This is a genomic window from Halobacillus sp. ABD4_316 (assembly GCF_056161385.1).
The window spans coordinates 776,655-793,374 of sequence record NZ_JBSWZA010000001.1 but is presented as its reverse complement, the minus strand read 5'-3'; the positions used below and the strand labels follow the sequence as shown (position 1 = coordinate 793,374).

18 protein-coding genes are annotated in these 16,720 nt (G+C 45.8%); 11 read left to right on the top strand and 7 right to left on the bottom strand.

The genetic code is table 11. The features are described from left to right. The first annotated feature begins 1 nt into the window (after window position 1). Window positions 2–736 carry an AAA family ATPase gene (locus tag ACXAJH_RS04310; RefSeq protein ID WP_474993467.1) on the top strand — a complete coding sequence of 245 codons (735 nt, stop codon included), beginning with the start codon at window positions 2–4 and terminating at the stop codon, window positions 734–736. A gap of 187 nt (window positions 737–923) precedes the next feature. Here ACXAJH_RS04310 and ACXAJH_RS04305 read toward each other — a convergent pair whose 3' ends face one another. Continuing rightward, entirely contained in the window at window positions 924–1,430 is a 507-nt protein-coding gene (locus tag ACXAJH_RS04305) for a peroxiredoxin family protein (RefSeq protein ID WP_474968840.1), read from the bottom strand. A 117-nt stretch (window positions 1,431–1,547) separates the two neighbouring features. After that, window positions 1,548–1,697 carry a YjcZ family sporulation protein gene (locus tag ACXAJH_RS04300; RefSeq protein WP_084163045.1) on the bottom strand — a complete coding sequence of 50 codons (150 nt, stop codon included), beginning with the start codon at window positions 1,695–1,697 and terminating at the stop codon, window positions 1,548–1,550. Between the two features lie 246 nt (window positions 1,698–1,943). On the opposite strand from ACXAJH_RS04300, the gene ACXAJH_RS04295 reads away from it, so the two are divergent. The 10 genes from ACXAJH_RS04295 (at window position 1,944) to ACXAJH_RS04250 (ending at window position 12,591) form a co-directional block, all read left to right on the top strand. Next, window positions 1,944–2,699, top strand: a complete 756-nt coding sequence (locus tag ACXAJH_RS04295; protein WP_474993167.1) for a DUF2268 domain-containing putative Zn-dependent protease — start codon at window positions 1,944–1,946, stop codon at window positions 2,697–2,699. 125 nt (window positions 2,700–2,824) lie between these two features. Then, on the top strand, window positions 2,825–3,070 hold the full coding sequence (locus ACXAJH_RS04290) for a stage VI sporulation protein F (protein ID WP_027954587.1): 246 nt from the start codon (window positions 2,825–2,827) through the stop codon (window positions 3,068–3,070). Window positions 3,071–3,296: 226 nt separating this feature from the next. Next, complete coding sequence (locus tag ACXAJH_RS04285; protein WP_474993166.1) at window positions 3,297–3,737, top strand: GNAT family N-acetyltransferase; 441 nt, start codon at window positions 3,297–3,299, stop codon at window positions 3,735–3,737. Between the two features lie 144 nt (window positions 3,738–3,881). Continuing rightward, complete coding sequence (locus tag ACXAJH_RS04280) at window positions 3,882–4,253, top strand: ArsR/SmtB family transcription factor (protein ID WP_474968837.1); 372 nt, start codon at window positions 3,882–3,884, stop codon at window positions 4,251–4,253. A gap of 24 nt (window positions 4,254–4,277) precedes the next feature. Next, entirely contained in the window at window positions 4,278–6,815 is a 2,538-nt protein-coding gene (locus ACXAJH_RS04275; RefSeq protein WP_474993164.1) for a heavy metal translocating P-type ATPase, read from the top strand. A 196-nt stretch (window positions 6,816–7,011) separates the two neighbouring features. Beyond that, window positions 7,012–8,598: a M4 family metallopeptidase gene (locus tag ACXAJH_RS04270; RefSeq protein ID WP_474968835.1), complete on the top strand. Its 1,587-nt coding sequence runs from the start codon at window positions 7,012–7,014 to the stop codon at window positions 8,596–8,598. A gap of 212 nt (window positions 8,599–8,810) precedes the next feature. Beyond that, window positions 8,811–9,656 carry an ABC transporter ATP-binding protein gene (locus ACXAJH_RS04265; RefSeq protein ID WP_474992198.1) on the top strand — a complete coding sequence of 282 codons (846 nt, stop codon included), beginning with the start codon at window positions 8,811–8,813 and terminating at the stop codon, window positions 9,654–9,656. Then, window positions 9,607–10,557 carry an iron-hydroxamate ABC transporter substrate-binding protein gene (locus ACXAJH_RS04260; protein ID WP_474971317.1) on the top strand — a complete coding sequence of 317 codons (951 nt, stop codon included), beginning with the start codon at window positions 9,607–9,609 and terminating at the stop codon, window positions 10,555–10,557. The genes ACXAJH_RS04265 and ACXAJH_RS04260 overlap by 50 nt, the downstream gene beginning before the upstream one ends. A gap of 25 nt (window positions 10,558–10,582) precedes the next feature. Continuing rightward, window positions 10,583–11,584, top strand: a complete 1,002-nt coding sequence (locus ACXAJH_RS04255; protein WP_474968832.1) for a FecCD family ABC transporter permease — start codon at window positions 10,583–10,585, stop codon at window positions 11,582–11,584. Further along, on the top strand, window positions 11,581–12,591 hold the full coding sequence (locus ACXAJH_RS04250; RefSeq protein WP_474971319.1) for a FecCD family ABC transporter permease: 1,011 nt from the start codon (window positions 11,581–11,583) through the stop codon (window positions 12,589–12,591). The genes ACXAJH_RS04255 and ACXAJH_RS04250 overlap by 4 nt, the downstream gene beginning before the upstream one ends. 296 nt (window positions 12,592–12,887) lie before the next feature. Here the strand turns inward: ACXAJH_RS04250 and ACXAJH_RS04245 are convergent, their stop codons facing one another. The 5 genes from ACXAJH_RS04245 to ACXAJH_RS04225 form a co-directional block, all read right to left on the bottom strand. Next, entirely contained in the window at window positions 12,888–13,829 is a 942-nt protein-coding gene (locus ACXAJH_RS04245) for a metal ABC transporter solute-binding protein, Zn/Mn family (protein WP_474993162.1), read from the bottom strand. Between the two features lie 130 nt (window positions 13,830–13,959). Then, window positions 13,960–14,817, bottom strand: coding sequence for a metal ABC transporter permease (locus ACXAJH_RS04240; RefSeq protein ID WP_474993161.1), 858 nt, complete (start codon window positions 14,815–14,817; stop codon window positions 13,960–13,962). A 2-nt stretch (window positions 14,818–14,819) separates the two neighbouring features. After that, entirely contained in the window at window positions 14,820–15,560 is a 741-nt protein-coding gene (locus ACXAJH_RS04235) for a metal ABC transporter ATP-binding protein (RefSeq protein WP_474993160.1), read from the bottom strand. A 288-nt stretch (window positions 15,561–15,848) separates the two neighbouring features. Beyond that, the gene (locus ACXAJH_RS04230) at window positions 15,849–16,097 is read right to left on the bottom strand and encodes a hypothetical protein (RefSeq protein WP_474993159.1); all 249 of its coding nucleotides are present in this window, start codon (window positions 16,095–16,097) and stop codon (window positions 15,849–15,851) included. A gap of 19 nt (window positions 16,098–16,116) precedes the next feature. Then, window positions 16,117–16,536, bottom strand: a complete 420-nt coding sequence (locus ACXAJH_RS04225) for a hypothetical protein (RefSeq protein WP_474993158.1) — start codon at window positions 16,534–16,536, stop codon at window positions 16,117–16,119. Window positions 16,537–16,720: the final 184 nt, after the last annotated feature.

Below are 16,720 nucleotides of genomic sequence, written 5' to 3'. Positions count from 1 at the left end.
TATGTATATCCGATCGCTTCAATTGTTAAGAGAAAAGGTTCCATCCTTTCAATCCTTTCCTTTTCATTTACCTGTGCTGAGGGAATTGGACGAACTTCAGTTCCATCCTAATGTCACGTTCATCGTAGGTGAGAATGGAATGGGGAAATCCACTCTGCTTGAAGGAGCGGCTGTAGCCTATGGGTTTAATCCTGAAGGCGGGACAAAGAATTTCAATTTCACAAGCTATGATTCGCACTCTCACCTTGATGAGTACCTGCGCCTTGTCAAAGGGATAAAAAAACCGGACGATCAATTTTTCTTCCGGGCAGAAACGTTCTATAATGTAGCAACAAATATTGAGGATATGGATAGTGATCCAATGGGAGGGGGGAAGGTTATTGATTCCTTTGGCGGTACCTCCCTGCATGAGCAGTCCCATGGAGAGTCTTTCTTTGCTGCCTTCAATCATCGTTTCTTCGGAAAGGGGCTGTATATTCTGGATGAACCTGAAGCTGCCCTCTCTCCATTGAGGCAGCTTTCGATGCTCTCGAGAATTCATGATCTTGTAGAGAATGAATCCCAGTTCATCATATCCACCCACTCCCCGATTCTTATGGCTTATCCTCATGCTGATATTATTCAGCTTACAGAGGAAGGATGCCGGAAAGTCGGGGTCGAAGAAACGAGCCATTACCACATTATGAAGCAGTTCATCGAAGATCGGGAACGATTGTTTTATCACCTGCTGCAATAAGGAAGACCGGTGCGTTCGGCACCGCTCTTTTTGTCGATACAGCTCGTTTCAGAATAAAACGGATCGAGTCTAGGGAGGCATGGACCAAAATCCTGCAGCAGATCAGGAATAGAAAAAGGCTGACGGGAATATTCCCGTCAGCCGCAGAACCGGTGCTTTTCTCACCGGTCGTATAGGAAAAGGCCTGTTATTTCAGGTTGCTCCGGATATACTTAACGATTTTACGGATTTCATTTGGGTGGGGACGGCCGAATGGGCTTGTCTGACGCTGTTGGTACAAGACTTTCCCCTGGTCATCTGTCAGAAAGTAGGCCGGTTCTCCATGAGTTCCATGATCTTCATACGGCGCCTGCTCATCATGATAATGGACACCGTAGGAAGAAAGGAATTCCAGGTTCTCATCAATAAGCACAGGGAATGTGAAATCGTGCTCCTCCACCATTTTTTCAAGAGCTGCCTTATCGTCATGCGTGACAGTTATGAGGCGGATGTTATGTTTGTCGAAATAGTCTCTGCTGTTTTGGAATTCATCAAGTTCACTCATGCAGGCCGGGCACCAGGAGCCGCGGAAATAGACGATGAGGTTCCAGTTTTCACCTTCTTGTTTTAACGTGTCTGAGAAGCTGAAGGTTTCCCCGGACACGGTTGGTAGTGTGAAATCAGGTGCATCTTGGTTTAATTTGAATGTAGTCAAAGTTGGACACTCCTTTTCTATTTCATTCCTAGTCCTATACCCTTTTCATACGGAATATAACATAAAACGATCGGAAAACAGGAAAGCGGGTGCCTGCGATGGGCACCCGCTGGTTGATCAGCAGACGAAAGCTGCTCCAACGATAATCAAGAGAATGAACAATACAACAATCAGTACGAAACCGCCGCCGGATCCGTATCCACCGTATCCATAACCGCAGCCATAGCCGCCGAAACCACCAGGGTATCCACCATATCCAAAGCCCATTGAGGAAAACTCCTTTCTGACATGAATTGAGGATGGTTCCTCTACACTGATAGCATATGTCCAGGTCTGAATCCTGCGTGTGCGGTTGTCTACTTCACCAGGGATTCACATGAGTTCAAAGTTGATACATATACTTGTACAAAAGTTAAGCTGAAGTGGGGGATAGGCATGGGCGTGGTCCCGACGGCGGAATCAGTGAAACGATTTTGCAAGGCTGCAGCGAAAAGGAAAGTGGATATAAACGAAATGCAGCGAAAGATGTTATGCAGGACGGCGGATCATCCGTTTCCTGAGTTTACAGAAAAAGAAATCCAGCAGCTTCTTCACTTCTATGGATTATTTAAGCCCGAAAACTACCAAAGAGCAGAAAGGTTGGTGAAAGAGTGGGAGGAGCATGAGTTATATTCGCGTCTGGAGAAGGAATTCAAGCGTCTGAAAAAAATGTGGCACGGTCCTGATGTACCTGTTTATTTATATCCTTTTCAAGAAACGGGAGGTCTCTTCGGAAAACATGGGAGAGGTGGAGCAGCTTTCAAAGAGGCGTTGTATATCTTTTATGGCGGGGTTTCGGAAAAGGACGACTGGAAAGCTGTACTTGCTCATGAGTACAACCATGTCTGCCGCCTTCACCAAGGGTCCTATTCAATGAATAAGGTCACACTTCTGGATTCCCTTATCATTGAGGGCTTAGGAGAATACGCAGTCCTCGAACTCTACGGGGAAGAATACACCGCACCATGGACACAAAGGTATTCCGACCGGCATTTGAAGCAGATCTGGAAAAAGAAATACCTTCCTTCCATCTATTTGAGAGGTCAGAAGAAACATCTGAATTATTTGTATGGCAGTCGAAGGCAGGGACTTCCGAAGTGGGCTGGATACCAGCTGGGCTACCGGATGGTGGCGTCCTACCATAGATCCCACCCGGAAGAAACGATGCTTTCTTTGCTTCAAAAAAGTGCATCAGAAATCTATCAGGGTTCCCTTTTTACTGACAGGTAGTTAAAAAACGACCCGTGACTGCTATCTGGAAGGAATCAAGGAAACAGGGACAGATGCATATACGGCCTTTCTTTTCTGCACATAGGATATGTATGAATCTTATGAATGGAGGAGGAGGGTTCTCGTTGTTTGATAAATTTGAAAAAAAGACAGGCGTCAAAATGGATGAAGTCTTTAAGCTGGCACAATCCCTGCAGGGGGCAAACTTTAAAGATGAAAAAACCATTCGCAACGTAATTAAGAAAGTATCTTCCCTTGCCAATCGTCCGGTATCCAGGGAGAAAGAAGATATGATCGTCAAGGCTATTCTTGATGGCAAAGTGCCGAAAGACATGGCTTCTATGGAGAAAATGATGAAGAAGAAAAAGTAAAAGGAAAACCTTTATCTGGCATGACCATACCGGATGAAGGTTTATTTTTTTCACCTCTTTCTTTGTTACAATGAACAAAAGGAGAGTGAATCGTATGAAGTCGATCATATGGATGATGGTCATCTTATTGGTGATTGTCGTAGGAAGCGTGGTCTGGTTCATGGTTGCAGCGGGGGCTTGAAACGGTGGTTTCTTCACAGGGTAATAGTGCAGGAGGAGAGGGAAGATGAAAGGGTACAAAATCATAGAAATGAAAACGGAATCTGATTTCCGTTCTGTTTTTCCAGTCATGCAGGAGCTGCGTCCCCATTTAAGTGAGCAGAGCTTTGTAGAACTTGTTCAGGAGGCCGTCTCTGTGGATCGTTATCACCTTTATGGATTATGGAACGATGGAGTGCTTGTGGCTGCTGCAGGATTCAAGCCGATGACGACGCTGTACTACGGCAGGTTCGTATGGGTATGTGATTTAGTCACAACTGCCGGAGAGCGCTCTTCGGGATGGGGGAGCATCCTCCTGCAGTTCATTGAAGGATGGGCCGAGCAGCACGGTTTTACAAGCATCGCTTTATCTTCAGGACTCACAAGACAAAGAGCCCATAAATTTTACGAGAAACATATGCAGTACGAAAAAGTGAGTACGGTATTCCGGAAGCAGCTTGATACATAAAGTAGGTTTTGCGATAAAACCAGGAAAAACTGTCTCTCGAGAGGCAGTTTTTTCATTCTAATCTTCGTTTGAATGTTGACGCTTGAAAGCGTAGAGCATATGATGGGTATACAATCAAACATGTATTTGAATGAGGTGGACAGAATGCCTGAAAAGGTAATGAAAAAGCAAGCCGGAGATACGTGCGATATCTTCTGTTATGACGAGGCGCTTGTTCAGCGCGTGCAGCCTCAGGTGGAGCGGGTGTCCGGCGTGGAGCAGATTTTTAAAGCTCTATCCGATCCGACACGCATGAAAATCGCCTACGCTCTAACCCTGGAAGATGAGCTGTGCGTGTGTGATGTGGCAAATATTATTGGATCGACAACCGCTACGGCCTCTCATCACTTACGGCTCCTGCGTAATATGAATCTTGCTAAGCATAGGAAGAAGGGGAAGCTCGTCTTTTATTCCCTGGCTGATGAACATGTCCGGCAATTAGTATCGATCGCCTTACTGCACAACGAACATGAGTGATGGTACAGAATGGAGATGGGGTTTATGAGTACGAACGAAAAAGATATACAAAATAGCTGCTGTTCCGGCAGCCACGAGCAAAAGCCGGGAGCGATCCAGTCCCGGTCTTCCTGCTGCTCGAAAGAGAATTCCAGCAGGAGGGATGAGGAACATTCCTGCTCCTCCAATCAACGAAAAGAGGATCAGGAAAACGTATGCTGTGAAACCAGTGAAGAAGAGGAAGACGAGGAGTCCGGTCCTTCGGCACCTCCGACACAGCTTGCAGAATACCAGATTAAAGGCATGGATTGTCCTTCGTGTGCAGCAACGATTGAAAAAAGTCTCCGAAAAAAAGAGGGGGTGCAATCTGTTTCCGTCCATTATGGTACAGCTAAAATGGTTGTCGGCGGAGAAAGCCGGGCTGTTTATGAACAAATTCCTCATCAGGTGAGAAAGCTGGGATTTGAAGCCGAGCCTCTTCAAACCGGCAGGGAGATGGAAACATATAGAGTAGAAGGGATGGACTGTGGTTCGTGTGCCGTGACCATTGAAAAGCATATGTCGAATCACCCCGATGTTCAGGATGTACGCGTGAATTTTTCCACAGGTAAACTTCATGTCCTTCACACGACAAAACCTGAAGAAATCATGAGAGGCGTCCAAAAATCGGGTTTTGAAGCTTATCTTGAAAAAGAGGGTTCCTCTAAGGAAGGTCAAAAGACTCCTCGAAGACCTTTTCCTTCTGCTGCAATATCGGGGGCTCTTCTTGCCCTGGGCTTTATCGGGTCCTTCACGTCGCTGTCTGTCGTATGGGTGACGGCTTTCTATGCGCTGGCCATTGCCGTGGGAGGGTGGAAACCGTTAAGAAGTGCTTTCTATGCTGTGAGAAGCGGCTCGCTTGATATGAACGTGCTGATGGCTTCCGCGGCTCTTGGAGCAGCCCTGATTGGGGAATGGTTCGAAGGAGCTATGGTGGTCTGGTTGTTTGCGTTAGGGAATGCCCTTCAAAATCGATCGTTGGAAAAAACGAGAGATTCCATTCGCAGCTTAATGAACATTGCTCCGGCTGAAGCGTTGGTGAAAGAAGGCCGTCAGTGGGTCAGCAAAGCTGTTGAAGCGGTATCGATCGGGGAGGTCATCGTTGTCAAGCCGGGGGACCGCGTTCCTTTGGATGGAGAGATCATCCAAGGAGCTTCCAGCTTGAACCAGGCACCCATTACAGGTGAATCTCTTCCTGTTGATAAGCAGGAAGGAGATACAGTTTATGCCGGGACGATTAATGAGAGTGGCTCTTTGGAAGTCCGTGTAACGAAACGATCCGAAGATACAGCCATTGCAAAAATCATACATCTGGTGGAAGAAGCACAGGAAAAGAAAGCTCCTACCCAGGCGTTTGTAGACCGATTCGCAGCTGTTTACACACCTATTGTGTTTATGCTGGCTCTGTTAGTGATGGTCATCCCTCCGTTGGTTACAGGAGGAGCATGGAGCGAATGGCTTTATAAAGGGATTTCCCTGCTTGTTGTTGCCTGTCCGTGTGCCCTGGTGATCTCCACCCCGGTAGCGATCGTATCAGCCATTGGGAACGCAGCCCGGCATGGTGTACTGATCAAAGGTGGAACATTCCTTGAAAAAGCGGGTGCCATCCAAGCTATTGCCTTTGATAAAACCGGTACCCTGACAGAAGGTAAACCGAAAGTAGCAGATGTTATTGCTCTTAATGGAGAAAAAGAGAATCTCATCAGGATTGCGGGGACGATTGAAGAATATTCTACTCATCCGATAGCGGCAGCCGTATCATCGTATGCATCAGAACGGCAGATATCAACAGCCCGCGGGAGTGATTTCCGCACACGGCCTGGCAAAGGCGCCCAGGCCAAGATAGATGGGACTGTCTATTACGCAGGGAATCCGAAATTGTTCAAAGAACTGGGAGTTGATCTGGATGAAGTGGAAAATCAATTGGATCAGCTCGAGTCAGAAGGGAAAACCCTCGTTCTTATAGGTACGGATAAAGAAATACATGGGATCATTTCTGTCGCTGACTCTATCAGGGAAATCACGATCCGGTCGATCCAATCCTTGAAGCAATCGGGGTTAAAAGAACTGGTTATGCTTACGGGAGATAACGAGGGGACCGCCAAGCGGATAGCAGCAGAAGCAGGTGTGGACCGTTATTTCGCTGATTTGATGCCGGAAGATAAAACAAAAGCGATCGAGAAACTGCAGGAGGAAGGGAAACAAGTGGCTATGGTGGGGGATGGGATCAACGATGCTCCTGCTCTTGCTTCCTCAGACCTTGGTATTGCGATGGGCGGTGCCGGGACGGATACAGCTATGGAAACAGCTGACGTCGTTCTAATGGCGGATAATCTGGAAATGCTGCCTCATACGATACGATTGAGCCGTAAAGCCTTGACCATTATCAAACAGAACGTTTGGTTTTCCCTGCTTACGAAACTGGCGGCGCTCATTTTGATTTTTCCAGGTTTCTTAACGTTGTGGATGGCTGTGTTAAGTGATACAGGTGCTGCTCTGATCGTCATCCTCAATAGTATGAGACTGCTTCGCAAAAACGCATAGACCGAAGAAAATCCCGGATGAGACATCCGGGATTTTTTATGGTTGAGGATATTTTCGTTAGTTGAACCGCAGAAATATTCCCAAGTTCGATGAAAAAAGACAATCTTAAACGGTTTTAAACCCTATCACTTTCACAATTTCATTAACTGAAAATTATGATATATTGAAAATGTGCTAGATAAATAGGAGGGATTCGATGAATTGGAAATCAGTAATGGCTACCTTTGTTCTGGGTACGAGTCTTGTGTCTGGCGGGACACTCGCTCATGCGGAGACAGGCAAAGATGTAAAAGAGGTACCGAACGCATCGGAGTTTATGCAGAAAGAATGGCAGGCGAAAAATGTCAAATCAGAAAAAGGGATCCAGGAATTCTTTAAGCAGAATGCGAAAGACTTTCAGCTGAATCCATCCAAAGATTTGAAATTAATGGATACAGAAACCGATGAACTTGGAATGAAGCATTACACATACCAACGGGTGATTGAGGGAATCCCTGTCGCTGATTCAGAAGTCGTGGTACATACCGATAAGAACGGGAATGTTTCAGCTGTGAATGGTGAATTTCATATGGATGCACCAGACAAGCTTGAAGAAAAACGAAGCGTAAGCAAGACGAAGTCGTTGATGCTCGCTTGGAAACACATTGACGTAGATCGCAGTGAAGCGGATAAAGTCCAGAAAAGTGATGTAGGTGAAGATTTTGAAACGTTAACGGAAAACACAGACCTTGTTGTGTTCCATGGTGAACAGGGGTATACGCTGGCTTACCAAGTGGAGCTTCAGTTTGCTCAGCCTTATCCTGCCAATTGGAAGGTGTATATTAATGCGGAGTCAGGAGAAGTGTTGAAAGCTGCCAATGCTGTCCATGAAGCTACAGGTACAGGAACAGGTGTATTGGGAGATACGAAATCACTTAATACCTACGCGTACAACAACACGTACTATTTATATGATACGACAAAGCCAATGAGCGGGGTTATTGAAACATTTGATAACTATGGTGGACAATTTAGTAATCTACCAGGAAGTTATGTTACCGATTCAGGTAATACGTTCACAAGCGAAAGACAGAAAGCGGCTGTAGATGCTCATTACTATGCTGGAGAAGTTTTTGATTATTTCTATGATACATTCGGTCGTGAAAGTTATGATGACCAGGGATCCAATATTCGTTCCACTGTCCATTACGGTTCGAATTACAATAACGCAGCCTGGACAGGGAACCAGATGATTTATGGAGATGGGGACGGCAGTACGTTCACATATCTATCCGGTGCTGACGATATCGTCGCTCATGAATTGACTCATGCTGTAACAGATACGACCGCTGACCTTGTGTATGAAAATCAGCCGGGAGCTTTAAATGAGTCCTTCTCTGATGTGTTTGGTTATTTTGTAGATTCAGAGGACTGGCTGATGGGTGAGGATGTGTATACGCCGGGTCGTTCAGGAGATGCGCTGCGTTCTATGTCCAATCCGAATGCCTATGACCAGCCCTCTCATATGAATGAATACCGCAACCTTCCGAATACAGAAGCAGGGGACTGGGGCGGTGTCCACATCAACAGCGGCATTCCGAACAAAGCTGCTTACAATACCATTAACAGCATTGGGAAATCGAAAGCAGAAAAGATTTATTACCGTGCCCTTACGGTTTACCTGACACCGAACAGTAATTTTTCCAGTGCCAAGCAGGCGCTTGAGCAGTCAGCTCAGGATCTATATGGATCTTCAACTGCCAGCGCTGTTACACAGGCTTGGAATAATGTAGGCGTCAATTAAGCAGAGGATCAAAAGAAGCAGAGCCACCGCTCTGCTTCTTTTTTTATGGAAAATACAGAATAGTATCGTATTTTTTCATGGAATGGGTAATTCCGCACATTTGAAAGGGAATGAAGCGTTGACAAATTTCCCGGAAGCACGTAGTATAATGTACGAGAGTGAGAATCATTATCACTGTTAAATGGTTTAAATGTTCGAAAGGGGTCCTTATTATGACACGTCTACATACGGATGGTCTCCATGTGGGCTACGAGGATAAACTCATTGTAGAGGATATGACACTGGAAATTCCGGAAGGGAAAATAACGACGATTATTGGGGCCAACGGCTGTGGGAAATCCACACTGCTGAAATCGATTGCACGCATCATCCCTAAACAGGAAGGCAGCATTTATCTGGACGGTGAAAGCATTCATAATCACCCGACAAAGGAACTGGCCAAAAAGATGGCGATTCTTCCTCAATCTCCGGAAGGTGCTCCAGGATTAACAGTCGGTGAGCTTGTATCATACGGACGCTTTCCTTATCAAAAAGGGTTTGGCCGTCTATCGAAAAAAGATCGGGAGGTCATTGACTGGGCTGTTGAAATGACAGGAATGACGGAATTTAAATACCGGCCGGTGGATGCCTTGTCGGGTGGACAGCGGCAGCGGGTATGGATTGCGATGGCCCTGGCTCAGGAAACAGATCTCATCCTGCTTGATGAACCGACGACCTATCTTGATATGGCACACCAGCTGGAAGTTCTCGAACTGCTGGAACGGCTGAATAAAGAAGAAGGACGGACGATTGTCATGGTGCTTCATGATGTCAACCAGGCTGCCAGATTTGCTGATCACCTGATTGCATTGAAGCACGGACGAATCATAAAGTCTGGATCCGGACAGGAAGTCATTCATAAAAGCGTGTTAAGAAGGGTCTTTCATATTGATGCTGAAATCGTTGCGGACCCTCGAACAGGAAAACCTATTTGTTTGACATACAACTTATTAAAGGGAGATAGAAATCATGAAGAAAATCTGGCTGATCGGTCTCTTGTCACTGCTGCTCATTCTTAGCGCCTGTGGTGGTGGAGAAACAGAAAACGAAAATACAGGGAATGAAAGCGGAGACGATACACAAACCGAAGAGACGAGTTCTGATTCTGAAACAAGAATGTATGAGTCCGAAAACGGTGAAGTTGAAGTTCCGGCTGAGCCGGAGCGAGTGGTTGTCCTCTCGTCCTTCGCGGGTAATGTTCTTGCGCTGGATACGAACATTGTAGGGGTGGACGCATGGTCTAAAGGCAACCCGTTGTTCGAGGAAGATCTTGCGGATGCAGAAGAGCTTTCTGATGAAAGCCTTGAAAAAATCATTGAGCTTGACCCGGATTTGATTATCGGGCTGGCGAACACGAAAAACAAGGACAAGCTGAATGAAATTGCTCCGACCGTCACTTACACGTATGGTGAGCTCGATTATTTGGAGCAGCATGTGGAAATCGGGAAACTTCTGAATAAAGAAGAGGAAGCCCAGCAGTGGGTGGATGAATTTAAGGAAAAAGCCGGGGAAGCGGGTACAGAAATCAAAAATGAAATCGGTGAAGATGCGACGGTCACTGTATTCGAAGAGTTTGATAAGCAGCTTTATGTCTTTGGAGATAACTGGGCACGCGGAACAGAAATTCTCTATCAAGAGATGGAACTGAAGATGCCTGATAAAGTGAAGGAAATGGCGCTTGAGGATGGTTTCTATGCGATTTCTCCGGAAGTGCTCTCAGACTTTGCCGGGGATTACATGATTTTCAGTAAGTCGGATGGTGCAGACAGCTCCTTCCAGGAAACGGAAACGTACAAGAATATTCCAGCTGTAGAAAACGATCAAGTGTTTGAAGCAGATGCCGAAGCTTTCTACTTTAATGATCCTCTTTCACTGGAACACCAGCTCAGCTTCTTTCAAGAGAAGTTTTTGAACGAATAACCTTTTGTAGAAAAGATGAGACTTTATGCAGACTTTTTCAGTAAGGCAACTATATAAATTCATAATTGGAATCGCCGTCCTCATCCTTTCTTTCTTTGTCGCCATGACATTCGGGGCGGCGGACACCACCTTTAAGCAGGCGTGGATTTCCATGACGACCAGTTCGCTGGACTCAACTACGACGATGTTAAGGGAAATCCGTCTGCCGCGGGAGATTGCTGCAGCCCTTGTCGGTGCGGCGCTGGCGGTGTCAGGGGCGATTATGCAGGGGTTGACCCGGAACCCTCTTGCTGATCCGGGTCTGCTTGGTTTAACCGCAGGGGCAAATGCTGCACTTGCGGTTACACTTGCTTTATTCCCTTCTGCGAATTACATGGGAATTATGCTGGCCTGTTTCATTGGAGCGGCCGTCGGAGTGGTTCTTGTGTTTGGAATCGGTTCAGCTAAACGCGGCGGTTTTTCTCCGTTCAGGATTGTACTTGCCGGAGCAGCCATTTCAGCGTTTTTGTTCGCTGTGGCCGAAGGTGTAGCCCTTTATTTCAAAGTGTCCAAAGATGTATCCATGTGGACGGCCGGTGGGTTGATCGGAACGTCCTGGAGTCAGATACAGCTGATTGCTCCCATTGTATTCATCGGGACGATCGTTGCTGTCCTGCTGGCCCGTCAGCTGACGATTATCAGCTTGAATGAGGAAGTGGCCGTTGGACTCGGGCAGAATATCCTGACTGTTAAAATTATCTTATTCATCGTCATTACCCTGCTGGCCGGAGCAGCGGTGGCGCTGGTCGGAAACCTTGCCTTTGTCGGTTTGATGGTGCCCCATATGGTCAGACCGATCGTGGGAAATGATTACAGGATGGTGCTTCCGATGTCTGCTTTGTTCGGTGGAGCTTTCCTTCTCCTCGCGGATACATTGGCCCGGACGATTAACGCCCCTTATGAAACGCCGGTTGCAGCGATTGTTGCTGTACTCGGTCTGCCGTTCTTCCTCTTTGTTATACAAAAAAGGGGGAATGCATTCTCATGATTCATCCTTCTGTCTTGAAAAAACAACGTCTATATCTGATCCTGCTTTCACTCTTAATTTTAGCAACCGCTGTAGCAGGGCTTGGTCTCGGATATTCCTCCGTTTCTTATGACCGGATTCTTCCAACGATCCTCGGGAACGGCGGTTTTAAAGAGGAATTTGTTTTATTTTCGATTCGTCTTCCACGGATGATCATAACCGTACTGGCGGGGATGGCTCTTGCTTTATCCGGCGCTATTCTTCAAGGGATCAGCCGGAATGATCTCGCTGATCCGGGAATTATCGGAATCAATGCAGGGGCAGGGGCTGCTGTTGCGCTCTTCTTTTTGTTTGCTCCCATTGATGCAGGCTCTTTCGTTTATATTCTTCCACTGATCGCATTCGGGGGAGCAATGATCACGGCCCTGGGTATTTATTTGTTTTCCTATAATAAAAGGACCGGGTTTGAGCCTGTCCGTTTAGTGCTGGTCGGTGTCGGGTTTTCCATGGCTCTTTCCGGTTTAATGATTATTCTCATATCATCAGCACCAAGGGAGAAAGTGGACTTCATCTCCAAATGGCTGGCAGGCAGTATCTGGGGCACAGACTGGCCTTTCATCCTTGCGCTGCTGCCATGGATCATCGTTTTAATTCCATTTGCGCTTTGGAAAAGCAACGTTATGAATCTATTAAACACAAGTGAACCGGTTTCCATCGGCGTTGGTCTTCCGCTTAAGAAAGAGCGTTTTATTATGTTGATGACCGCGGTAGCTCTTGCTGCTTCTGCTGTATCCGTTACCGGAGGGATTGCATTTGTCGGTTTGATGGCTCCTCACCTGGCCAAGGTACTTATCGGTCCGAGAAGCCAGCTGTACCTGCCTTTGAGTATCCTGATAGGAGGGTGGCTCCTGTTGTTTGCTGACACGGTCGGGAGAAACATCGCAGAACCCGATGGGGTTGCAGCCGGAATTATGACTGCGCTTATCGGCGCCCCTTATTTTATTTATCTATTATTGAAGAAGTCCTGATCACCGGTTTCCTATTGCGGGACATCCGTTGACTATTAAAAAAATATGGATGTCTACTGGCAATCAGGAAGAGAGCTTATCATAGGCTTTTCTTGAAGAAAGGGAGAGTTTCTGAAGTCCAGAAACTCTCCCTTTTAATATTTCAGAGTCACAGGACAGCCAATTATTACGTCTCTTGAATCACTGAAAATCAGGCTGTAAGACACGTAAATGAATATATATACAGGGGGTGGGTCCCGGCCGCTTCCCGCTGTACAAAAAACGCCTCCCGATCAGCCGGGAGGCGTTTTTATCATTTATTGAGTCAATCCTTCTTTAATCGTTTTGATATTCCATTCCATCATGGAGATGTAACTGTCTCCATCTTCTCCAGGTTCAGCAAGGGAATCGGTAAAGACTTTACCCCTGATCGGAACATCGGTTTCTGATGATACAGCTTCCATACTCCGGGCATCAATACTGGTTTCGAGGAACAATCCTGTGATTTCTCTTTCATTGATCAAATCTACAATTCTTGTGATTTGATCAGGAGTCCCCTGGTTTTCCTGGTTGATTTCCCAAATGTATTCGGCTTGGAAATCGTAAGCCTCACTGAAATATTTGAATGCTCCTTCACTTGTAACGAGCACACGTTCTTCCTCGGGGATTTCCTCGAACTGGGCCACTGCTTCATCATGCAGATCCTGCAGTTCTGCGATATATTCTTCTGTATTTTTTTCATAGACTTCCTTGTTCTCAGGATCCACCTTAATCAGGCCGTCCCGTGCGTTTTCAGCATACTGGATACCGTTTTGAATATCCAGCCAGGCGTGAGGATCTTCTTCACCCTCCTTGCCTTCTGTCGTTAAGTACATGGCTTCAACATTTTCACTCATTAAAAAGACAGGAGCATCGTCGCCGGCTTTTCCGGTGGTTTCCATCAGTTTATTGAACCATGAATTTCCCGCTTCCAAATTCAAACCATTGTAGAATACGGCATCAGCATCCGTTGTTTTCTTAACATCTTCCGGTAGTGGATCGTATTCATGGGGGTTGGAACCGATGGGAGCGAGACTGTGAATCTCCACTTTGTCACCACCGACATTTTTAACGATGTCATAAATAATGGAGTACGTCGTTACGACCTGTACTTTTTCATCTTCATCTTTCGTTCCGCTTGCTTCATTGTCTCCACAGGCTGCCAGAAAGAGCAGAGTGGAAAACACGAGTACACTAAGGATCCAATTCTTTTTCAACATAATATCATTCCTCCTGACTATTCGTTAATCGTTGTTTTATACCATGGTGCTTTAGATAACAAGTGGTAAAAGGGAAGAGGTACTTGTCTTCCCTGTATTAATGATGACTCCCATTAACTTTATTCATTCATTAAACGAGGGATGCCCGCTTTTTCCTTACTTTCAGCATTTTCCATAGAAGTCCGTGCTTTGGTGAGAAAAGGAAGACGAGAATAAAAAGAGCGGTGGCTGCTAAAACAATGGCAGCTCCTGAAGCCAGGTTGTAGGTGAAACTGAAGTACAACCCTGTAATGCTTGATATGACGCCGATACCGGCAGCGAGAAAAATCATGATGGAAAGCCGGTCTGTTAATAGGTAAGCGGCGGCTGCCGGCGTAATCAACATGGCTACGACGAGGACAATGCCGACGGTCTGTAGAGAAGCCACGGTTACCATCGTCAACAGAGTCATAAGAAAATAATGAATCATACGTACAGGCAGCCCATAGGCGGCCCCCATCGTTTCGTCGAAGGATGTAACGAGCAGTTCTTTATAGAATAAATACACAGCTGCCAAAACACATAGACCGATGCCCATGGTGATCCACATATCTGACGAACGGACGGCGAGGACATTCCCGAACAGGATGTGATACAGATCTGTACTGCTCTTCAGCAGTGTAATAATGATAATCCCGGCAGCGAATGCAGCGGTGAACATAATTCCAATGGATGTATCATGTTTGATCCGGCTGTTTTGACTGACGAATCCAATGGCAATGGCCGTTAGTACACCGCTGAAAACGGCACCGAAAAAGAAGTTGATTCCCAGCATATAAGAGATGGCAACACCAGGTAGGACGGCATGTGAGATGGCGTCTCCCATGAGTGCCATCCCTCTTAAGATAATGAAGCAGCCAATGACTCCGCAGATGATACCGACCATAATCGATGTAAGCAGCGCTTTTTGTAGAAATTCATATTGAAAGACGGCTTCAATAAATTCCATAATTACACTCCAATCTCTTTCATAAAGGCGAATTGCCCTTGGTAAGCTTTGGCGATGGTTTCTGTACGGAAAACTTCACTGACAGGACCGAAACCTACCAATTCTTTATTTAGTAAAATGAGCTGATCGAAATATTCTTCTGCTTTACTTAAATCGTGGTGGACGACCACGACGGTTTTTCCCTGCCAGCATAATTGCTTCAAAATCTTGACGATCGTTTCCTCACTGGATACGTCGACTCCTACAAAAGGCTCGTCAAGAAAGAACATATCTGCTTTTTGGGCCAGGGCGCGGGCAAGAAATACACGCTGCTGCTGTCCCCCGGAAAGTTCACCGATCTGTCTCTTGCTGAAATCTTTCATACCGACTCTGTCCAAACACTCCAGTGCCCAGGTTTTTTCTTTTTTTCCCGGCCTCCGGAACAGTTTCAGGTTGGGATAGGTGCCGAGCAGGACAGCATCGAGGACAGTAATTGGAAAATCCCAGTCGATATCATTTCTTTGAGGGACATAGGCGATTTTCCGTCGTGCTTCCTGAATGGAATTCCCGAATAACTGTATGGTTCCTTTATCTTTAGGAATCAGATTCAGTACAGCTTTTAGAAACGTAGATTTACCTGCGCCGTTTGGCCCGATAATGCCGATAAGGTTCCCTGGCTGCACAGAGAGGCTGATACCTTTGACAGCTTCATTTCCATAATAGGAAACGTGAAGATCTTTGATGGATATAGCAGGGTTGTGCATGATGATCCTCCTTTAATCATTTTCTATATGCATGGTTCGTGCATGTCTTCATGAAATTTATATTAGGGCATTTAAATTTGCCGAGTGCAACTTTTAATTTAAAAAAGATACCCCTTTACTATATGGGGGTCCCAAAAAAAGATGACAGTATTGCTTTTGGCATAAAAAGTTTCCTATGTGCAAAATATATAGCTAACTCCATGAAATGTCAACAGTGAAGTCAGAATATTATACGAAAGTTTATAAAAAAGGTACATTCCCGGGGGAGTGTACCTTTTGGCCTTCTTCTTATTGGGCACTGTTCACTTTTTTCTCGGCAATATAATCTTCCAGGCGTTCTTTCTGTGCGATCAAGTCCTCCATCGTAACTTCATTCTGGTTCGTTGAAAGGGAAGGCAGTGAATTCATAGATTGAACGCAAGGGTTTTGAATGAGCTGTGAAAGCTGACCCTGGTTTTTTTCGTAGAGCCGGTAGCCGACTGCTCCAACGACTGTTCCTGATACAAATCCCATCATGAAATCCTTATTTAATACCATAGTGATACCTCCTGTTTTTTTAGAATGCCAGTATTCTTTTTTTATTTGAATCATTTAAAAGCTCAAGGACGTTGACAGCCCACGGTACCATCGCTACTTGAAGAATGTTTCCTGCCCCGATGGACAGCATGCTTACAATTCTTGTGAGAACATCCGGGTGGCGAAGTTTGTTTTCTCCATGGGATAAAACCGTATAAGCAGTGGAAATGACGACGGCATAGTCGAGCATTCCAGGAACATTCCCCGGTTTGTTGTTCAAGTAGGCCAGCAGAATAAGGAATCCTGTAACAAGACTACGTAGAAAATCCTTGCGCTGGGCAGGGGCAATATTGATCATGATATTGTCCAGCGGATCAAACTGCGTCTGCTTGAAAAATAGTCTGATAAAACGGAGGATGATTTTTCTGTTAATCACGTCCTTGGAGTAGTGAACCGTCATCGATCGAATAGCCGGCTCAATGAACGTCTATCCTGTAAGATCCCAGCACTTTTTCCAAGCGCTTTAAAAATAAGACTTGCTTTACTTTAGTGAGCATAGCGGACTCCTTTGCGATAGATTGTTTAACAGGTTTATGATTAAGCGCATGTAAATTTCTATTATATGACAAGGTAAATTCCTCCTG

What these genes read in the sequence shown, in the direction of transcription:
- ACXAJH_RS04250 (WP_474971319.1), top strand. Translation starts at nt 11,581, where the DNA reads ATGATTCATCCTTCTGTCTTGAAAAAACAACGTCTATATCTGATCCTG.
- ACXAJH_RS04275 (WP_474993164.1), top strand. Translation starts at nt 4,278, where the DNA reads ATGAGTACGAACGAAAAAGATATACAAAATAGCTGCTGTTCCGGCAGC.
- ACXAJH_RS04260 (WP_474971317.1), top strand. Translation starts at nt 9,607, where the DNA reads ATGAAGAAAATCTGGCTGATCGGTCTCTTGTCACTGCTGCTCATTCTT.
- ACXAJH_RS04230 (WP_474993159.1), bottom strand. Translation starts at nt 16,097, where the DNA reads ATGGTATTAAATAAGGATTTCATGATGGGATTTGTATCAGGAACAGTC.
- ACXAJH_RS04280 (WP_474968837.1), top strand. Translation starts at nt 3,882, where the DNA reads ATGCCTGAAAAGGTAATGAAAAAGCAAGCCGGAGATACGTGCGATATC.
- ACXAJH_RS04310 (WP_474993467.1), top strand. Translation starts at nt 2, where the DNA reads ATGTATATCCGATCGCTTCAATTGTTAAGAGAAAAGGTTCCATCCTTT.
- ACXAJH_RS04245 (WP_474993162.1), bottom strand. Translation starts at nt 13,829, where the DNA reads ATGTTGAAAAAGAATTGGATCCTTAGTGTACTCGTGTTTTCCACTCTG.
- ACXAJH_RS04300 (WP_084163045.1), bottom strand. Translation starts at nt 1,697, where the DNA reads ATGGGCTTTGGATATGGTGGATACCCTGGTGGTTTCGGCGGCTATGGC.
- ACXAJH_RS04235 (WP_474993160.1), bottom strand. Translation starts at nt 15,560, where the DNA reads ATGCACAACCCTGCTATATCCATCAAAGATCTTCACGTTTCCTATTAT.
- ACXAJH_RS04240 (WP_474993161.1), bottom strand. Translation starts at nt 14,817, where the DNA reads ATGGAATTTATTGAAGCCGTCTTTCAATATGAATTTCTACAAAAAGCG.
- ACXAJH_RS04225 (WP_474993158.1), bottom strand. Translation starts at nt 16,536, where the DNA reads ATGACGGTTCACTACTCCAAGGACGTGATTAACAGAAAAATCATCCTC.
- ACXAJH_RS04295 (WP_474993167.1), top strand. Translation starts at nt 1,944, where the DNA reads ATGCAGCGAAAGATGTTATGCAGGACGGCGGATCATCCGTTTCCTGAG.
- ACXAJH_RS04255 (WP_474968832.1), top strand. Translation starts at nt 10,583, where the DNA reads ATGCAGACTTTTTCAGTAAGGCAACTATATAAATTCATAATTGGAATC.
- ACXAJH_RS04285 (WP_474993166.1), top strand. Translation starts at nt 3,297, where the DNA reads ATGAAAGGGTACAAAATCATAGAAATGAAAACGGAATCTGATTTCCGT.
- ACXAJH_RS04270 (WP_474968835.1), top strand. Translation starts at nt 7,012, where the DNA reads ATGAATTGGAAATCAGTAATGGCTACCTTTGTTCTGGGTACGAGTCTT.
- ACXAJH_RS04265 (WP_474992198.1), top strand. Translation starts at nt 8,811, where the DNA reads ATGACACGTCTACATACGGATGGTCTCCATGTGGGCTACGAGGATAAA.